General features: G+C 41.7%; 14 protein-coding genes. All 14 read right to left on the bottom strand.

The genetic code is table 11. The features are described 5' to 3' along the window. Positions 1 to 5: 5 nt before the first annotated feature. The 14 genes from JYE49_RS05755 to JYE49_RS05825 all read right to left on the bottom strand — a co-directional run bounded on the left by JYE49_RS05755 (position 6) and on the right by JYE49_RS05825 (position 16,924). Positions 6 to 1,745, bottom strand: a complete 1,740-nt coding sequence (locus JYE49_RS05755; protein WP_093958464.1) for a putative bifunctional diguanylate cyclase/phosphodiesterase — start codon at positions 1,743 to 1,745, stop codon at positions 6 to 8. Positions 1,746 to 2,113: 368 nt separating this feature from the next. Then, positions 2,114 to 2,803 carry a hypothetical protein gene (locus JYE49_RS05760; protein ID WP_179217447.1) on the bottom strand — a complete coding sequence of 230 codons (690 nt, stop codon included), beginning with the start codon at positions 2,801 to 2,803 and terminating at the stop codon, positions 2,114 to 2,116. 968 nt (positions 2,804 to 3,771) lie between these two features. After that, positions 3,772 to 4,848 (bottom strand): acyltransferase family protein, encoded by a 1,077-nt coding sequence (locus JYE49_RS05765; RefSeq protein ID WP_093958462.1) that lies wholly within the window; start codon positions 4,846 to 4,848, stop codon positions 3,772 to 3,774. A 260-nt stretch (positions 4,849 to 5,108) separates the two neighbouring features. Further along, the gene (locus JYE49_RS05770) at positions 5,109 to 6,791 is read right to left on the bottom strand and encodes an ABC transporter ATP-binding protein (RefSeq protein WP_093958461.1); all 1,683 of its coding nucleotides are present in this window, start codon (positions 6,789 to 6,791) and stop codon (positions 5,109 to 5,111) included. Positions 6,792 to 7,434: 643 nt separating this feature from the next. After that, a complete protein-coding gene (locus JYE49_RS05775) occupies positions 7,435 to 8,166 on the bottom strand; it encodes a hypothetical protein (protein WP_093958459.1) in 732 nt (243 codons plus the stop codon). A 13-nt stretch (positions 8,167 to 8,179) separates the two neighbouring features. Next, on the bottom strand, positions 8,180 to 8,446 hold the full coding sequence (locus JYE49_RS05780; protein WP_093958458.1) for a PqqD family protein: 267 nt from the start codon (positions 8,444 to 8,446) through the stop codon (positions 8,180 to 8,182). An 87-nt stretch (positions 8,447 to 8,533) separates the two neighbouring features. After that, positions 8,534 to 8,770 (bottom strand): hypothetical protein, encoded by a 237-nt coding sequence (locus tag JYE49_RS05785; protein ID WP_093958457.1) that lies wholly within the window; start codon positions 8,768 to 8,770, stop codon positions 8,534 to 8,536. A 17-nt stretch (positions 8,771 to 8,787) separates the two neighbouring features. Beyond that, the gene (locus tag JYE49_RS05790; protein ID WP_179217446.1) at positions 8,788 to 8,964 is read right to left on the bottom strand and encodes a hypothetical protein; all 177 of its coding nucleotides are present in this window, start codon (positions 8,962 to 8,964) and stop codon (positions 8,788 to 8,790) included. Next, a complete protein-coding gene (locus JYE49_RS05795; RefSeq protein WP_143754553.1) occupies positions 8,954 to 10,324 on the bottom strand; it encodes a radical SAM protein in 1,371 nt (456 codons plus the stop codon). The genes JYE49_RS05790 and JYE49_RS05795 overlap by 11 nt, the downstream gene beginning before the upstream one ends. A gap of 366 nt (positions 10,325 to 10,690) precedes the next feature. After that, a complete protein-coding gene (locus tag JYE49_RS05800) occupies positions 10,691 to 11,776 on the bottom strand; it encodes an NAD-dependent epimerase/dehydratase family protein (protein ID WP_093958455.1) in 1,086 nt (361 codons plus the stop codon). A 1-nt stretch (position 11,777) separates the two neighbouring features. Further along, positions 11,778 to 12,512, bottom strand: a complete 735-nt coding sequence (locus tag JYE49_RS05805) for a nucleotidyltransferase family protein (protein ID WP_093958454.1) — start codon at positions 12,510 to 12,512, stop codon at positions 11,778 to 11,780. After that, positions 12,509 to 13,684: a galactokinase gene (locus tag JYE49_RS05810; RefSeq protein WP_093958453.1), complete on the bottom strand. Its 1,176-nt coding sequence runs from the start codon at positions 13,682 to 13,684 to the stop codon at positions 12,509 to 12,511. Before JYE49_RS05810 ends, JYE49_RS05805 begins: the two co-directional genes overlap by 4 nt. 577 nt (positions 13,685 to 14,261) lie before the next feature. Further along, a complete protein-coding gene (locus JYE49_RS05820) occupies positions 14,262 to 15,725 on the bottom strand; it encodes a VanZ family protein (RefSeq protein WP_093958452.1) in 1,464 nt (487 codons plus the stop codon). Between the two features lie 38 nt (positions 15,726 to 15,763). Continuing rightward, positions 15,764 to 16,924: a nucleotidyltransferase family protein gene (locus JYE49_RS05825; RefSeq protein ID WP_093958451.1), complete on the bottom strand. Its 1,161-nt coding sequence runs from the start codon at positions 16,922 to 16,924 to the stop codon at positions 15,764 to 15,766. Positions 16,925 to 17,053 lie beyond the last annotated feature (129 nt).

A 17,053-nucleotide genomic window follows, 5' to 3' on the forward strand; every position in this document is an offset into this window, starting at 1 on the left:
AAGGTTCACCCTTCCTTCGGCCGGAAGCAGTCCCCGCCCGCCGGCCTGTTTTCCAGCATAAAGGTTTCAAAATCAGCCCCCGGCAGCGGCCTGGAGAAATAATAGCCCTGGATGATGTCGCAGCCCATTTCCTTCAGGGCTGCCACCTGCTCCGCCGTCTCCACGCCTTCCGCGATCACCGGTACCCGGAAGGTTTCCGCCAGGCGGATCATCATCTCCAGGAGCCTTGTATCCTTCTTCTCCTTAAAGGCATTCCGGATAAACTGCATATCCAGTTTCAGCGCGTCAATGGGCAGCGTGGACAGCATATTCAGCGAGGAGTATCCGGATCCGAAGTCATCCATCTCAATCCGGAACCCGATCTCCCGCAGCTGCCTGACCTTCTCCACAATCTGTTCCGAATTCCCCGTATACGCGGACTCCGTCACTTCCAGCAGCAGCTCTCCGTCATGCAAACCATTTTGCTCACAGAGTTCCCGAAGCAGATCCACCAGTCCCGGCTCATACATATCAACCCGGGAGACGTTTACCGATACCGGCAGCGTAATCCCCAGCCGTTCCTTCCAGTCCCGGATCCGTCCAGCTGCTTCTGTCCAGACGTAGCAGTCCAGCTGGAAGATGAGGCCGTTATTCTCAAACAGCGGAATAAAGATCCCCGGGGAGATCATCCCCAGTTTGGGATGCTTCCACCGCACCAGTGCTTCCGCGCTGCACATCACCGGCTTCTCCGGCCGCACGTCAAACTTCGGCTGGAAGTATACGTCAAACTGCTTTTCCCGCAGCGCCGCCGGGAAATCCTCAATCAGCTGCTGCTCCAACATCTCCCGGTCATGCAGGGAATCGTCATATACCGCGATGTTCTTCGTGAAGTTTCCCTTCACGGTATCAGCCGCGCTCTTTGCCCGGTCAAACCGCTGTTCCACATCCAGTTCCTTGTCCACGCCGGCATAGACGCCCATCCGGATCCGGACCCGGTTCTCACCCTCTCCGTTTCCGCTGCCGGGCATCCGTACTGAAACCTTTTCAAGCAGAGAAGCATAATCCTCCCGGCTCGGGCAGTACAGGAGGAAATTATCCGCTTCACTCCGGCAGGCGATGCCGCCTGCCTCCTCCACAAATTCCAGGGCTTTCTGCCCGATCTCCCGCAGCAGTTCATCCCCGTACTTCTTCCCGTACCGTTCGTTGATCGTATGGAAGTGATTCACATTCAAAAGAATCGCGTCTGTCGGATAATCCTTATGGCGCGCGTCCAGCTGCACGGCATACCGGCAGAAGAAGTCCTTGTTATACAGTCCCGTCAGCCGGTCCCGCTCCGTCCAGTGCAGGATATCCCGGTCCTCACTCAATTCAATGGTCCGGCGAACCCGGGCCAGCACCACTTCCTGCCGGGGATAGGGCTTGGGTATAAAGTCAATGGCGCCCAGCGTCAGGCATTCCACTTCCGCGTCACTGTCCGCGGTCATAACGATGACCGGAATCCGGGCGTACCGGCTGTCGTTCTTCATCTCCCACAGCACTTCCAGCCCATGGATATCCGGAAGGTTCAGATCCAGCAGCACCAGGTTCAGGATCTCATACTGCTCATGCAGGATATCCAGAGCCTCTTTCCCCGTCAGTGCCGGCACAACCTCATAGGTATCCCGCAGCATCATCTGCAGGATCTCCTGGTTAATCACCTCATCGTCCACCAGCAGGATTCTTCTTTTTTCTTCAGAAGGACGAAAACTCGTCTGGTTCTCCGCCATATTTCTGGCCTCCCGACGTTATCTAATGATATGCAAATCACCCTTCTCCTTCGAAAGGTGAAAGGGCCACTCTTTTCTCGTTTCTCATTCAGTTTCTGTACTTATTATTTTACCCGTTTTCCCCTTTATTTTCAATCCATCTGCCCAACCAACTTTTCCAATTATTGTGTAACCAAAGCAAGGATAACAAAGCGACAGAGGCGGCAAGAGTGTGACTGCTGGGGACTGACAGTCTGTCACTATTTTTCGAAGAAAATGTGACTGAGTGTCTGTCCCCCTGTCACTGCTCTTGCCGTACAATCCCTACTCACACTCTCTTCTTCATCTAATGAAAGACAAGCCAGACATACGTCTGGCTTGTTTCCTTATCACCCATTGTTTTTGATTTGCTCCCACAGCATTTCCGGCTTTTCCTTCTCCAGGTTGCCGATATACACATAGAACGGCACCGTCTGCACAAACTTCTCCAGCAGGGAAATCAGCATGCTCATTTCCCTGTTTCCCCTGGGAATAATCACCTGCTGCATCAGTCTCAGTGCGGCTTCGTCTTGCGTCATCCTTTCCAGGGAAACCTCTTCTCCGCGCTCAATAAAGCACATAGCTTTCATCGGGACACTTTCTTTGACACCCAGTTTTTCCAGACCCTTCCAGGGTGTTCCGCAGGCATATACGCCGTCTTCCTTAAGCCGGATGACAGGCTTGGCTCCGTTGATGACCTTTACCCTGTCTCCCATTGCTTTCTTCCACAGCAGTGCCCTGGTGGTCTTTCCTACGCCGTTTGCGGTTGCAAAGCCCACACCCTGCCCGTCCACGCTGATCACCGCTGTCCTCGTCAGGAAAGCGTTATAATTTACCAGTGCGGCAGCAATCTTGCTGTTAATTACCATCTGCTCGGTGCGTTCGGAAATCTCTTCGTCTTCCATCATCATTTCCTCATCTGAAACCGATACAATCGTCATGGGCAACTGATCCGACAGATAATCCAGGAAAAACTCTTTGGTGGATTCAAACCTGCTGATAATCCCAATCGGCACTCCGGCGATTTCGATCACGAACATCTGCTTCTGCAGAACATTCTGCCGGTATGCCGTCATCAGGAAACTGAGATCTTTTTCAACAACTGCCTGAGTAATGATAATCCCTCCGCATCTGTCCTTATAGGACGGTCCCGATAATAAAATCGGGTATGCTTAATTATATTTTCACCTCTCCTCTCAATCAATCCATCTGTGTAACTTTTTTATCCAAAAACCGCGTAACTATGTAACACTTCATCCAAATGCACCGCAAAACAGATGCTTTCAAACGTTTGCATCCTCTTTTCGTTCATTTTCAACCGTTTCAGCCTGTTCTATTCAGTACTGACAAGTTTGTGACGAAGTACCTTTTGGCCATTTGAGCAGCAATCCGGTTACGTAATCGATATGTCACTGTTCTTCCAAAACATTGTTGTCCGGTTTACACTGCACTTAACGCATATTTTATCCTCTAGTGTTCAAGTGTTTAGTGTTTAAGTGTCTTACCACCGGGCGGATACCAGGGACGGTTCTGCTACTGTCCACCTTATATGGATAGTCAGAACTGTCCCCTGGTGTCGCCCACAAAAAAACTGCAGACACTTTCTGTCTACAGTCACTTCGCATCTTAATGCTATCACTCAAAACCACTTTACGCAACTATACATTACTATACGTTACTATACGATTTAAATAATTATCGTTTTCTTTCCACAGTTACTTCGCATATTAACATTATCACGCGTCAAGCATGTCATTCAAGTGTCTTTTAGTGCATTATAGTGAACTTTAGGGAATTATAGTGAAGTAATATGCAAAATGATCCTTGAAAAATTGACACTGAATTCACGGAAAACAATCTTCTGAAGTAAAAGAAAAACTCTGACAACCATAAAGGTTACCAGAGTTTTTCTTTATGTCTTGTTATCCTCTGTATTCACATTCTCATATTTTCCCCTACGTTTGTCTGAATAATGAAAGAACACAATAATTAAAAATAATAGTTAAGGTTAAATGCCTTTCTTCCATAAACGTTTTTCAATCATTTGATATATTTTGATTGCAAGCAAAGTTAGAGCAAATCCAACAATAATAGTAATAAAGAGAATAAGCCTATTATTCTCAACGTGGAATATTAGTTTTATGCCATACTCTACATAGTATAATACTTGTCTATGTATTAGAAAAAAATATGAACTGACACTGGCAACAAAAAGTAGAATACGATTTGTAATAATTCTGGAAATCGTTCCATCTCCTTTTGCAAAAATCGCAATTAATCCCACAGAAAAAGGGAGAAATAAACATGTATAGGAAAACCATTTCATGGATTCATCCGAAAAGTAATAAATCGCCCAAGATAGAATAGTAAAAGGTAAGATTAGGATTTCAGCTTTAGATGTATTCTTCTTCCATAAAGAAATATTGTCACGCTTGAATGTAAAAAGATATCCAACCAAACAACCTATTGCAAAATCTCCAAGCCGATATAATGGGAAACAATAGACAATCCACTTAATATCAATGTTGGGAATAAAGAAATGAAAAACAGCGCCGATTATTATTTGTGTAGTATATATGCATAAAATATAAAGAAATGTTTCTTTCTTATTTGGCGTACGTTTTTTTATAGCATTCAAAATAAAAGGAAAAATAAAATATAGAAATAATGTCACTGAAAGATACCAATCGACGCTATTAAGAGCTTGGTACCATTCAGAAGACCAAGTTTGTAATAATGGTATTGTTATCCCCAATTTTATTATCTCAGATTGAACTGATATTTCATGCTGAATTAAAATCTCTCGGATTAATCCTACAATCAGCATTATAACATGCAATGGGAACAACTTTTTGATTTTTCGAATCGCGAAAGTAGTTGCACTCTTTATTGTTGGTTCAACAGGTCTCTTCCAATAAGAATACACCATAACAAAACCAGACATGACAAAGAAAACTGAGACTCCCCAGACTCCACCACAATTAAACCTTGAACCTACTCCGTGATACATAAAAATCATTAAGCAGGCAATTGCTCGAATTGCTTGCAGAGATAAAATCATTTTATTTTCCTTACATTCACCCATGCAATCTGTAACCTCCCACGTAGTCGTTCCCTTGCAGAAAAAGCTCCTATTTATTTTTCATTTACTATATTTAGCAACATAAGAATTCAATCTGAACTATTAAGCTTTTCTGTATTTCATAAATCAATCAACAATGAATCGTAATCTTTAGCTATGAATAAAAATATGGTATTAACAATGTACTTGTTTTCTCACCTTTTACCATAGATTTAAAAACAAGCCGGGATTTATATATCCGGCTTGTCTTCTTACTCTCTCATTTATGAATTCTGAACTGCACTTGCTGTCAGTCTACCCTCCTGCAAATGGAATATCCGATCACAAATTCCCAGTGCGGCCTTCCTATGCGTCACAATTATCACCGTCTTGTTCCGCATTGCGTCTATATTTCGCAGCACCTGGGCTTCAGTTTCTTCATCCAGTGCGCTTGTGGCTTCATCCAGCAGCAGTATCGGCGCGTTGCTCAACAGCGCCCTGGCAATCGCCACACGCTGCGCCTGGCCTTCGGAAAGGCCAATACCGCGTTCACCCAGTTTTGCTTCCATTCCGATCTTCCCAACCAGTTCATCCAAACAGGCTGCCTTCACAGCTTCCTGGATCTCTTCATCAGTTGTGTGATCGGTAAACATGGTCAGGTTGTCCTTCAGCGTACCGCTCATGAGCATATTACCCTGGGGCACATAGGCAAACAGGTTTCTGGTTCCCTTGCATGCCGGAACCTTCTTACCGCCGGAAACAAACGACACACTGCCTGCGGTAGGCTTATATATTCCCAATAGCAGCTGGAATAGGCTTGTCTTGCCGCCACCGGAAATTCCGGTCAGTGCAACAAAGTCACCCCTCTGTATCGTTCCATCAACGTCCACAAGCACATCCTCTTCGTTTTCTGCATACTGGAAGTGGACGCCCTCCATCCGGATTTCATCAAAGTTGTCAAGTTTATCCCCAACCACTTCATCTGGCAGTCCAATTACTTCCTGAAGTCTCTCAGCAGAAGCAACCACACCATATGCCTCGCTTACCAGGCTGATCGCATTGGCAATCGGTCCCTGAATCCGTCCAACCAACTGAATCAGTGCAGCAAGTCCGCCATATGTAAAAGTACCCTGATAGATCTTAACACATCCCCACAGGTTACACACCAGCCAGCTGATATCAAACAAACTACCCATACCGTTGTTCAGGGCAATATTCAACTTTCCATTACGAATCTGTTCCTTTGCCAGGTGTTCGCGGTGCTCATCCATGTTATCCATTGCCCGTTCTTCACTGACAGAAGCTTTAATCAACCTTACATTCTCTATGGTTTCCTGTGTGCTGGCATGCAGTTTTGCCTGGGCATCCTGCATCCGCTTATGGCGCCGTTTCATGGGATTTCGGAAAGCAGCAGTTAATATGACACCCAAGAATCCCGCGATAATCAGAACCGGAATAAACCGCCAGTCCATGCTGATGAGGATGCCCGCAGCACCCACAAAAGAAACTATAATACGCAGAACAGATGGTAATAAATTCAGCACGCCATCTTTTACAACGCTCACATCACTGAAGACGCGGCTTACCAGTTCACCACTGTGAAAAGGTTTCAGTGCTGGATATTCTTTGTCCATCAGGCTGGCTGTTACCTGATGTTGCATTTCAAGCTGCATCCTTGCAGAAGTCCTAGTCCGCAGCCAGGATCCAAGCACTGAAATCAACCGTTCTACAGCAATGATCATAACTAACAGAACGCCATATTTCCAGAGCAAACTGCTGTCATGGCTTACTGCTCCATCAATCAGTTCCTTTGTCACCAAAGTCAGCCAAAGGGATAACAAGGTGCCTAGGATTCCCAACAAAGAAATCCCCAAGATTGCTCCACGAAACGGCCTTGCCCACCGATGAATAGACTTGTAGACCGGACTGCGAAATACAGTCTTAACTCTTTGCAAATTGCTTTCCATGTTTCTCCTGTATCTATAATTCAACTAAATCATATATAAATTATACTACAGCGTTCAATATATTGTCATCGAGTCTTTCAATCTATACAGCAAAAAAGAGTGTTCAACATCCAGCAATAGCCATTATCCGAACACTCTTCTTTTCACTGCGCTCCAATACCTATAAACAAAAGACTTCGTTTTTAGCAGGAAAACTCGAACCGGATAGAAATCACACCAGAGATGAACATAAACCTTATACCAGATATTATCTGGGGTTATACTCTTGCCGTCCCGGATGACCCGTGTCATGACACCTAGAATCATATCATCCATAACAGGTGGATCCAGGAAGGTGTTATGATCTCCAGCTACTACATATCGATCTGGAAGTACCTTCAGAACGCGATGTAAAATATATCGATCATCAATTTTATATAGAACAACATCATATTTTTTTATCTGCTTATCTAGCTTATGTATTACTATAATATCTTTATGCTGTCGAAGAAGAGGCATCATTGAATAACCAACACTTGTATAGACTATATACCCTTGTTCTTGTAATAATCTATCAAAAGTCAAATATTGAATTGATGGCTCAGTATATCTATCCGGCACTTTTTATTATTCCTCTATTCCGAATGTGATGCTTATTATACTACTATTTTTTTATTCCATTACCAAGAGCATCATATGCAACTTGGAAACAATCATCCTGGAAATTGTCAATTTTAAACTCATAAAAAGAGACTTTCCCTTGTAAAGACTGTATCATTTGAAGTGTTTTTCTGACTTTCTCAATTGGCTCTGGTCTGTATGCTTGTTGATAAAGATATGGAAACGCTTCTATAAACGAAATCTCTCGAATTGAATTTCGCTCCGCTCTCTCCAAAAACACAACGGCATTTAAGGGTACTATAGTATTTGTATTATAACCTTCCTTTCCAGCCCACGGAGACCCACAAATATAAGGGACTTCACCGGTAAGGATAAATGGCTTATCTCCGTTCACCACTACAGTCTCCGGTTTGTTTTTACGCCAAAGATTTATATGCGTCGTTTTACCCGTTCCACTACTGGCAGAAAAAATATATCCTTTTCCACTCAAAGCTATAGCTGCTCCATGATATAAAAGCACGCCTTCATCTATGAATCTATCTGCAAGTAATCTTAATAAAGTATATTCTTCGGCTAAGCCATCCCATGCATCACATTTTCCATGGTTAGCTGTTTCACACACTTTTTTATCTTTGTCTATTTCTGATTGTGTAGATACAATTTTAAAATCTGCTACTCCATCAGTAGTATAACCACGGCATATAGCTTGCGGACGGGTGTGTAGAGTCTCAACATCAATTATTCGACCGGCAATTTTAATCTTAAAGTTGTACATAATTGTATTATGATTATTCCTCAATAAGATTGTTACTTCTCAAAAGTTCCACAATATCTCGAACATATTCAGCTATAGTATCTTCATTATTATCGTATTTTGATGTCAATTGGGATATAATCTCCTCTATTGTTGTATCTTTTTCAAGAATTTGAATTATTTCCAGCCCAGTTTTGTTCAGTTTCAATACACCATGTACCTGATCAGCGCCGTTTCCCACAGGTACCGCAATAACTTCTGATCCCATATCAACCGCTTCGAAAGCGCATTTCATCTTCATCGTTATAATCCTCCAATGTATAAAAGGGGCATGCGTGGTATTTTTCCAAACATGCCCCTTTTGTTATGCCCGGTGGGGTTCAACACATTACAGCCAGCCCTTAGCCTTTAAGGCATTCACACAAGCCTGGTCATACTCTTCAGTGGTGTTGTACTTCCCGATCAGCGCATCCATGACATCCATAGCCTGATTAGCAGTGCAATTCTTCAGCTGAAAAGCGACACCCTTGATGGTGGTGAAAGCCAGCTTCAGGTTGTTCTTATTGATATAATAATTTCCACCGTTAACCATATCCAGTTCGTTTTCATTAATTTCCATTTTCATTGTTCTTCCTCCTCAAATTACACAATAAGCGGAGAGGTGTCATCGCAACCTACTCCTGTTGAATGTTCAGCGTTACCAACACAAGAAGTTCCGCCCTGATTTGAGATACCATCCGCAATACAGCCAGAATCCGTGGTAAGCTTTTCATTCAAATCAATTGAAACAAATTCAGCCTTCGGTTCTTCAAAATACATTACAATCATCCTCCTTTTTATTACTCAGGTTTTTACCTGAGGAAAACAAACTTATTATCGTATCTGTATATTTGCGATACGATTCAGGAAGGAATAAACAACGATCTTTAGCAGGACACTTTTCTATTCTGTAACAATCCGGGAAAAATGTGCAATCCCTGCATTTGGGGTGATCCGCACTTATTTTCCAGGCTCCTGCGCGGTTTTCATCTGTTATTCCTTCAGTTACCGTTCCCGTGGTTTCTGTATCATCAAAACGTTCACAGCATCTGACTAATGAGCCATCTGGTGTGATCGTAACGGTGGAATCATTCTCTGCATCACAGCAATGATACCGAAAATGGGGCAATTGCTTCACCGAATGATATAACCCAGCTTCCCGGGACATATTATTCAATTCCACAATTTTGTCTATGAACCATTCTTCACTCCCATGAAGTACATTACCTTCTTTGTCAGCATATTCCCCAATAACCGGGAATGCATACACAGACAAGTTCGGATTGTCTCCAAATCGGAGTTTTGCCTCTTTTACAAGTCCACCGAAATCCTGATAATTTGCCTTATCAAAATTCATTCGCATTCCGACTCGAATGCCACTATCTAGTAGCAATCCGATATTTCTGAGAATACGCTGATAAGGATTATCACGCACATTTACAAAACTCTTTGTTGCATTATGCCTCTCTTCCAGCCCATCGAAGCATATCTGTAGGTATTCCAGATTCCATTTTTCCTTTGCCTTCTGAACAAGTCCTTCATCAAACAGATATCCATTCGTTACCATTTGTGAAAGATACTTTATTCCACGAAGCCTCAATCCCTCTGTAATCTGGTCAATTCTATCAGAAGCAACTGTAGGTTCACCACCAAACCACGTGATACGGACAAATTTCTTTTCTCCACAATGTGACGCAATAAACTCGACAACTGAATCGGCAATTTCTTTCGACATCTTTGTCGTTTTTGCTCCTTGCTCGAAACAGTAATAGCATCTAGCGTTACATGCAGTAGTCGGTAGGATGGTATATTTCGTAATGTCTTTTGAAACCTGAGCTTCTTCCAACTTACGGAATATGCATCTCATATTCACAACCTGCTGATGCTCATCATATGATTCAGGGACCAGAAAATGATTATCAACAAGTTGCTCCATTCCTGGTATATACTTGACAGGAAGACTATTGATGATATCAACCTCTTCTCCTTCAAGTACTGCGAGCTGGCTTGTGATGACATTGTATAGCAACACATTGCCCTCATGATCGACCCGCATAACATACCGCATCAGCCGGTAGGTGTCCGTATGCTTGATCTGTTGTTTCCCCCAGAGTTTTGCAATTTTTTCTTCAGGTTCCACAATCGTCCTCACTGATCGGCATCACCTCCCGGTCGGATTCACAGTTACACTTCGTGCATTTAATGTATAGTATGTAACATATTTATATTACACGATGCATAAGAGCCTGTCAACATTTATTTCCAACGGGTACAGGGTTTATTCTTCTATTGTCCCATTTGGTAAATATCGACTTTTGACATTCTGTGAATCCTAAAGAAGTGACTTCCCTCCTTTCTTTTGCAAACGTTTCCTTGTGGGTGGCCATCCCGTATGCTTTTCAGCATCTTCACCTATATATACGTTTGTAGTGACATGTTGGCAGTAAAAGTACGATTAAATAGTTACTAATTTTTCAAATAGATTATAATATCAACTACAGCAAAATCATAGCATATAAAAGTCTTTATACCACTCTGCAAACTTTCTTAACCCTTCCTGTATCCCGATTTTCGGTGTAAACCCATAGTCTCTTTCTAACCCAGTCGAATCCGCATAAGTCACCGGTACATCTCCTGGCTGCATAGCAACAAGCTTCTTATGTGCATCAAAGTCATAATTCTCCGGCAACACGCCCGCCCGTACCAGTTCTTCCTGGAGCGTCTGTACATAATCCAAAAGGTTTTCAGGCTGTCCTCCGCCGATGTTATATATAGCATAAGGAGGAATCGGAAGTCCGTCCTCCCCAATCTTTTTCTCCGGTGCACCCTGCATAACACGCAGAATGCCTTCTACGATATCATCAATATAGGTGAAGTCTCTTTTACAGTTCCCATAGTTAAAGATCTGAATATCTTGTCCCTTAATCAGCCTGTTGGTTGCAGAGAAATAGAACATATCCGGCCTTCCAGCAGGTCCATATACGGTGAAGAATCTCAAACCCGTACTGGGAATATTATAAAGCTTAGCATAGCTGTGTGCCAATAATTCATTACTCTTTTTGGTGGCTGCATATAAGCTTACCGGATGATCCACCGGATCGTCTGTGCTAAAGGGTACTTTCTTGTTTCCGCCATATACGCTGCTGCTAGAAGCATAGATCAAATGCTGAACTCCAGAATTACCGTTATCATAACTATGACGGCATGCTTCTAGGATGTTATAGAAACCAACGATATTGCTCTCGATATAGACATCTGGATGATCTATGCTGTAGCGTACACCCGCTTGTGCTGCCAGATTCACCACAACATCAAAATTATATTTCTGGAATAGTTCATCCACTAGTTCTTTGTCAGCAATGCTTCCGCGTATGAAGTTATATTCGCATTTTCCATCCATTTCCGCATTCTTATTCTGCAGACAGCGATATTCCTTCAGTGCAGGATCGTAGTAATCATTCATGTTATCCAGTCCGACTACGGTACATCCGGAAAATTCCCGCAGAATGCGCTGTGTTAAAGCTGCACCAATAAAACCTGCTGCGCCAGTAATCAGGATTGTTTGATTATTAAGATCAATTCTCGTTTTCATCTTATTTCAACCCCCTATAGATTTCCTGCACCATCTGATAGCTTTCCAAATTTCCGATATCATACCGTTTCCCAGGCATTTCATAAGCATGCACAGTAGTTTGCCCACTCAGCCACGCAATAAAGCTTCCTGGCGCGTCCACCCCACATCCACTCCCTATTCCCTTCTTTACGAGCGGTACATCTTCCGCTTTGTAAATGTAAAAAGGCGGTGTGCACCAGTTACTTTTCGGTTCAGCAGGTTTTTCTTCCATGGAAATGATCCGATCCTGATCATCCACTACTGCCACACCTGCTTTCCGGAGTTTATTGATATCCGGTTCATAGTACCGCATGATGCAGGTAGTGTTCTTATTCTTCTGATATTCAATATAATCTACCAAAGAGAAATCAAGCAAATTATCCCCAGCAATGACAAGCAGATCATCTGTCAGTTTCTCTTTCTCAATAGCAAACTGAATATCCCTCACTGCACCCAGGCGCGTTTCATTGTTTTCTGTCCCATCATCCAGCACAGTAATGGGGAGTTTGTGATTATCTGCCCATTTCTGGAAATGTTCAGCAAACTTATGGTTACTAATCAAGATATACTGATCAACACATCCCGCACTATCGATATCTTCCAGCAGCCAGTCAAGGATTGTCTTGCCCTGTACTTTCAATAAAGGTTTGGGGAAATTCTCCGTCAGCGGATAAAGCCGTGTAGCATATCCAGCCGCCAGGATGACACATTTCATAAGCCTACTCCGATCCCATCCGCACTCTTGCATAGATGAAAACTGTATTTACCCTTCATTTCCGGGAATGAATCAAGATATTTCTTTTCAACTTGTTCCTGGATGAAATCCACTTTATCCGGATTCACTAGTGCCATACAGCATCCTTTGAACCCCGCACCAGAGAAACGTCCTCCGTAGATTCCATCTGTTTCTCTCATGATCTCATAGAGTCGTATTTGCTCCGGTGCGCCGGATTCCCAGTTATGAATGGAAGACCAACCGCTTTCGAAACTCAGCCGGCCATATTCTTCCAGATCTCCCCTTCTCCAAGCCTCCGCCCCGGCTTCTACTCTCTGAAATTCAGTATACCAGTGTTCACACCTTTTTGCCCACTGCGTAGGAAGTTTATCTTTATAAGCTTGATATACTGAAAAAGATACATCCCTGGCATTTGCTTGATTGAACTTTCCATATTCATATCCAGAGAAAGCCTGCAGGGCATATACACCAGCCCTCAGCTCATCCACACGCATATTATACTTGGATCCGGCAAGTGAATGTTCCAGGCCAGAAAAGAAGATAGCTATAGCATAGGACTTCATATTCGGAGATTCCGGGATCAACTCATACCGATTATTCTTACAATCGAGGTACAGCAGATGATTTGCCTTTGAAAGCACTTCACAGCTCTGATCCAGTGTACCCACATTCACACCAACATAGTTTTTCTCAGCATCAAATGCGATATCTATCAGTTCCTGGGGCGCTAACTTAATCCGATTTACTTTAGCAAGAGCACCCAGGAAAGCAAGAATCACAGCAGCTGACGATGAAAGCCCGCCAATAGGGAGGCTTCCTTCAATTACACCGCAAAGGCCGACAGATAGAGTATGCTCTTTCGACAGCGCCCATGTTGCCCCTCGCAGATAATCTGCCCAGTCTCCCGTCTTCTCTCCGATTTCCCGAATATGCCACTGGGCACGCTTTGGGAACTGAAGCGAGGTCATTTCAATAACTCCGTTCTGTTTCGGACGGAAGGCAATATGAATGCCCTTGTCAATAGCCAGGCCGGTAATCTTGCCCAGGTTGTGGTCACTGTGGGCTCCGATCGGGCAAATACGGTATGGTGAAAAAAAGAGTCCTTCCGCATCCCTTCCGTAGATTTCATGGAATTTTTGTTCGCAGTGCATGATCAGAATCTCCCTAACAAGTTATGACAATTCAAATTCACTATCATTTCCCGAACTATAACCAATCTTATTTACTTAAGAATTTCATAAAATTCTCTTTTTTCTCCAGTGCTATCATTGTCGGCCTTCCCAAATCCTCCATGGCACCAATAGAACACTTGACTTCAAGCTTAACTCATTCCGGCCTTTTGCGGCTTACAGCTCCTTGTCCAGGTCTTCAAAGGTATCCACACAGACAGCATTCGGATATCCGCAGGCTTTCGCAATAGCCACCAAGTCAATCTCTCCCGCCACTGTGGGCATACCGCCGACTGTCTTATGAGCCGCATTATTTGATCACCACATGGATCAAGTTCTTGGGCTTATTCGTGCCCATAACTGCCATTGCGCCCATGTGCATGAGTACTGCACCGTCTCCGTCCACGCACCAGATTCACTGTTCCGGTTTGTTGATTGCTACGCCCAGGGCAATCTCTTTCTTTGTTTTTCCCTATTATTGTTGCTATAAAGCATATACTCACATAACAAGGACTTTGTACAATTCCTTCTGTACAGTACAACTGAACAAATATTTAAATCAATTAGCAGACGACTTGTATTTATAACCCAATGAATACGCAGCACTTAATTCGGAATAGTCATCCAATGCTATCTTTTCCATCTTATATCCAATAATCGCACCAATTCCGTTATGAACAATATCATCTAAATCACATGATCCTATTCCAGTCAAATACTGAATGATCTCAATCACTATAGATATTAAAACAGGTATCATAATGATGATTTTTCGGGGATAAAGACGATAAAAAAGAGCACCCAACGGAATAAACAACCAGATATTTCTCAATATTTCCACTAGTATTCTATTATCTGTAATGATTTTACTATAGTTCCAGAATAATGACACCTGTATTTTAGAACTAATGCTTTCCCTAAACATCAACGTCATATATCCTATTATTAAGATATACATAATCAATAGAAGAGAATTCATCTTTTTGCTTAGGAAAGTAGAAACAAATACTATCAACAATACAAAAAAAACCACTACCCAAGATTGATTATATAGGAAGTTTTTTATATTTATCATCTTATTTCCGTTTTTATCAAGATATGTAGTTTGTCCGTTTTCTCTATTAATTCCATATTGTCCTTCTGATAGTGAAAAAGGATTCCCCAGCAAGTCATAATATTTTTCTGTTGCAATTTCTCCATTTGCCTGAAACTCTCGTACTATTGTAGTATATCCTTTGTTTGTTATCGTAGGATTACCATCCATATCCAAATAAGTCAAGACAGTGGCCAACCCATTTTCATCATATTCTTTGTGCACTCCATATTGTCCCAACGATAGTTTGACTGGTTTTCCGCATTCATCATAATATAATTCCCGTTCAACCTTATTTATATAATCAGTATCATGACAATAATATCTTTGTTTCATTATCGCATAACCGCGTTCAGTCATCACTGGATTTCTTTTTTCATCCACAAATATGATCTTACATATTTCTCCTTTTTCATTATATTCATTTATCTTCCCACAACCATAGGATTTTGTAAAAACAGGCTCTCCACTCATCCCCAAATATCTTGTCTCTATTATTTGTCTTTTCTCGTTATATAGTTTTTCTTCTATTGAATACCCATCTGATCTGGTTACTGGTTTACCTTCTGCATCTTGAAAAGTTGTTCGGATATTATTGTTCATATCATCGTATTCACGAAATATCTGATAATATCCTGCTGATTGAGTGACTGGTTCTCCCTTATCATCAAAAAAAGTTTCAATCTTACCCATTTCAGTTGTTATGATCTTCCTCGTTGCAAATCCTTGATTCGCTGCGATAGTAATTTCTCCATCCTCATTCACATAATCAATTCTCACCACATTTTTTTCTTTTGTGGTAATTTCCTTCAATTGAGATGAATGATAATCTGATTTGGGTTTTTGTATGCTTGGATTAATAAATACAAGTGATAAAATAACAAACAAAAAATAAAGTATAGAAATACGTTTTCTGTACAACATTTTCATTGTGAATTACTTCCTACTTTTATATGCCCCATCTGAAACTATTGCTTTCCTTTCTTATCCCTATTGACGCCTAATTTATTAAACATATTGTACTTTGTTTTTGCTATTTGATATTCATTCAACAATCGTCTCACAGGTTTCTTTCTTCTAATTCCTTTGTAAAAATATCGAAGCATCTGATAAACCCAAGCAAACGATTGAAGATGTTTCTTTCCCATACCAACTTTCCAGTTTATGAGTCCCCGCTTTTGAAATAGTCGAAACGCTTCCTTTGGCGAAAATGTAGCAAGAATAACATTCTCCCCAACACTTGTATTCTCTGCTTGCTTATTTCCAAAGTTCCCGCTTTTTTTTATATGATTCATCAGTTGATTACATAGTTCTTCATCTGCCATCTTACACCATTCATGTTCAGATAATCCTAAATACATTTCAGCCATTCGAGTCACAATTATTGCCAATTTGTCCAATCCAATACAATTTGCCTTTTTTTGAAACAAACTCCACTTACTAGTATCATCAAGGCATTTATCCACAAAAAAAATCCAATCAATAATCTGTCGTAAGCCCAGTCCTGTTCGTAAATGCTGTCGAATATGTTCAAGCAATACCAAACCGTTAATCAGGTCTGGCAAAATATGTGTGTCAGCAATAATATTAGAAACAATCAAATTGTCTAGATAATTGGATGTGTCCAGATCATTCATAGCAGCGAAAAACTGATGAACCTCCACATGGATTCCATTCTTATAGAATTCTCTATGCCGTTTATTCTTTTCATCTGTATTACTACCTATTTCCATGTATCCCTTTTTAATAAGCATACAACACGCTGTCTCATAATCCTCCCGTCTTGTCATAATATCAATATCACCCATTACTCGAAGTTCAGGAAAAGGATAATATTTTGCTGCTGAAGTCCCCTTTAATATAACATATGGTACTGTAATAGGAAGTTGATTTTGTTCATATCTATATTTTATATTATAGTTCATTTGTTGCAAAATATATTTTTTCCATATGTTACGTAAATCATCTGGCATTTCAAGTCTGGAAAGGATTGGAGCAGCTAATAAAGCAATAGTATGCATGCGTAATTCTTTATATGTATTATATGATACCACTCCCGTATTCGTTCTCCAAATGCAGCATCTTATAATTTCTAACTCATCATAACTCTCCATTATTGCATCATTCATTTTTTTACCCCTGTCTATTATTCATCTAAACTACGTTTTCCTAACTACACCATATCAAGTATAGCCATTCCAGCCAACTGAAACGCATAGGGAATACGGATATCAAGTATTTGCTTACCAACTCATGCT

Origin of the sequence: Aristaeella hokkaidonensis (assembly GCF_018128945.1) — a bacterium.
In the GTDB taxonomy this organism is placed as follows: domain Bacteria; phylum Bacillota; class Clostridia; order Christensenellales; family Aristaeellaceae; genus Aristaeella; species Aristaeella hokkaidonensis.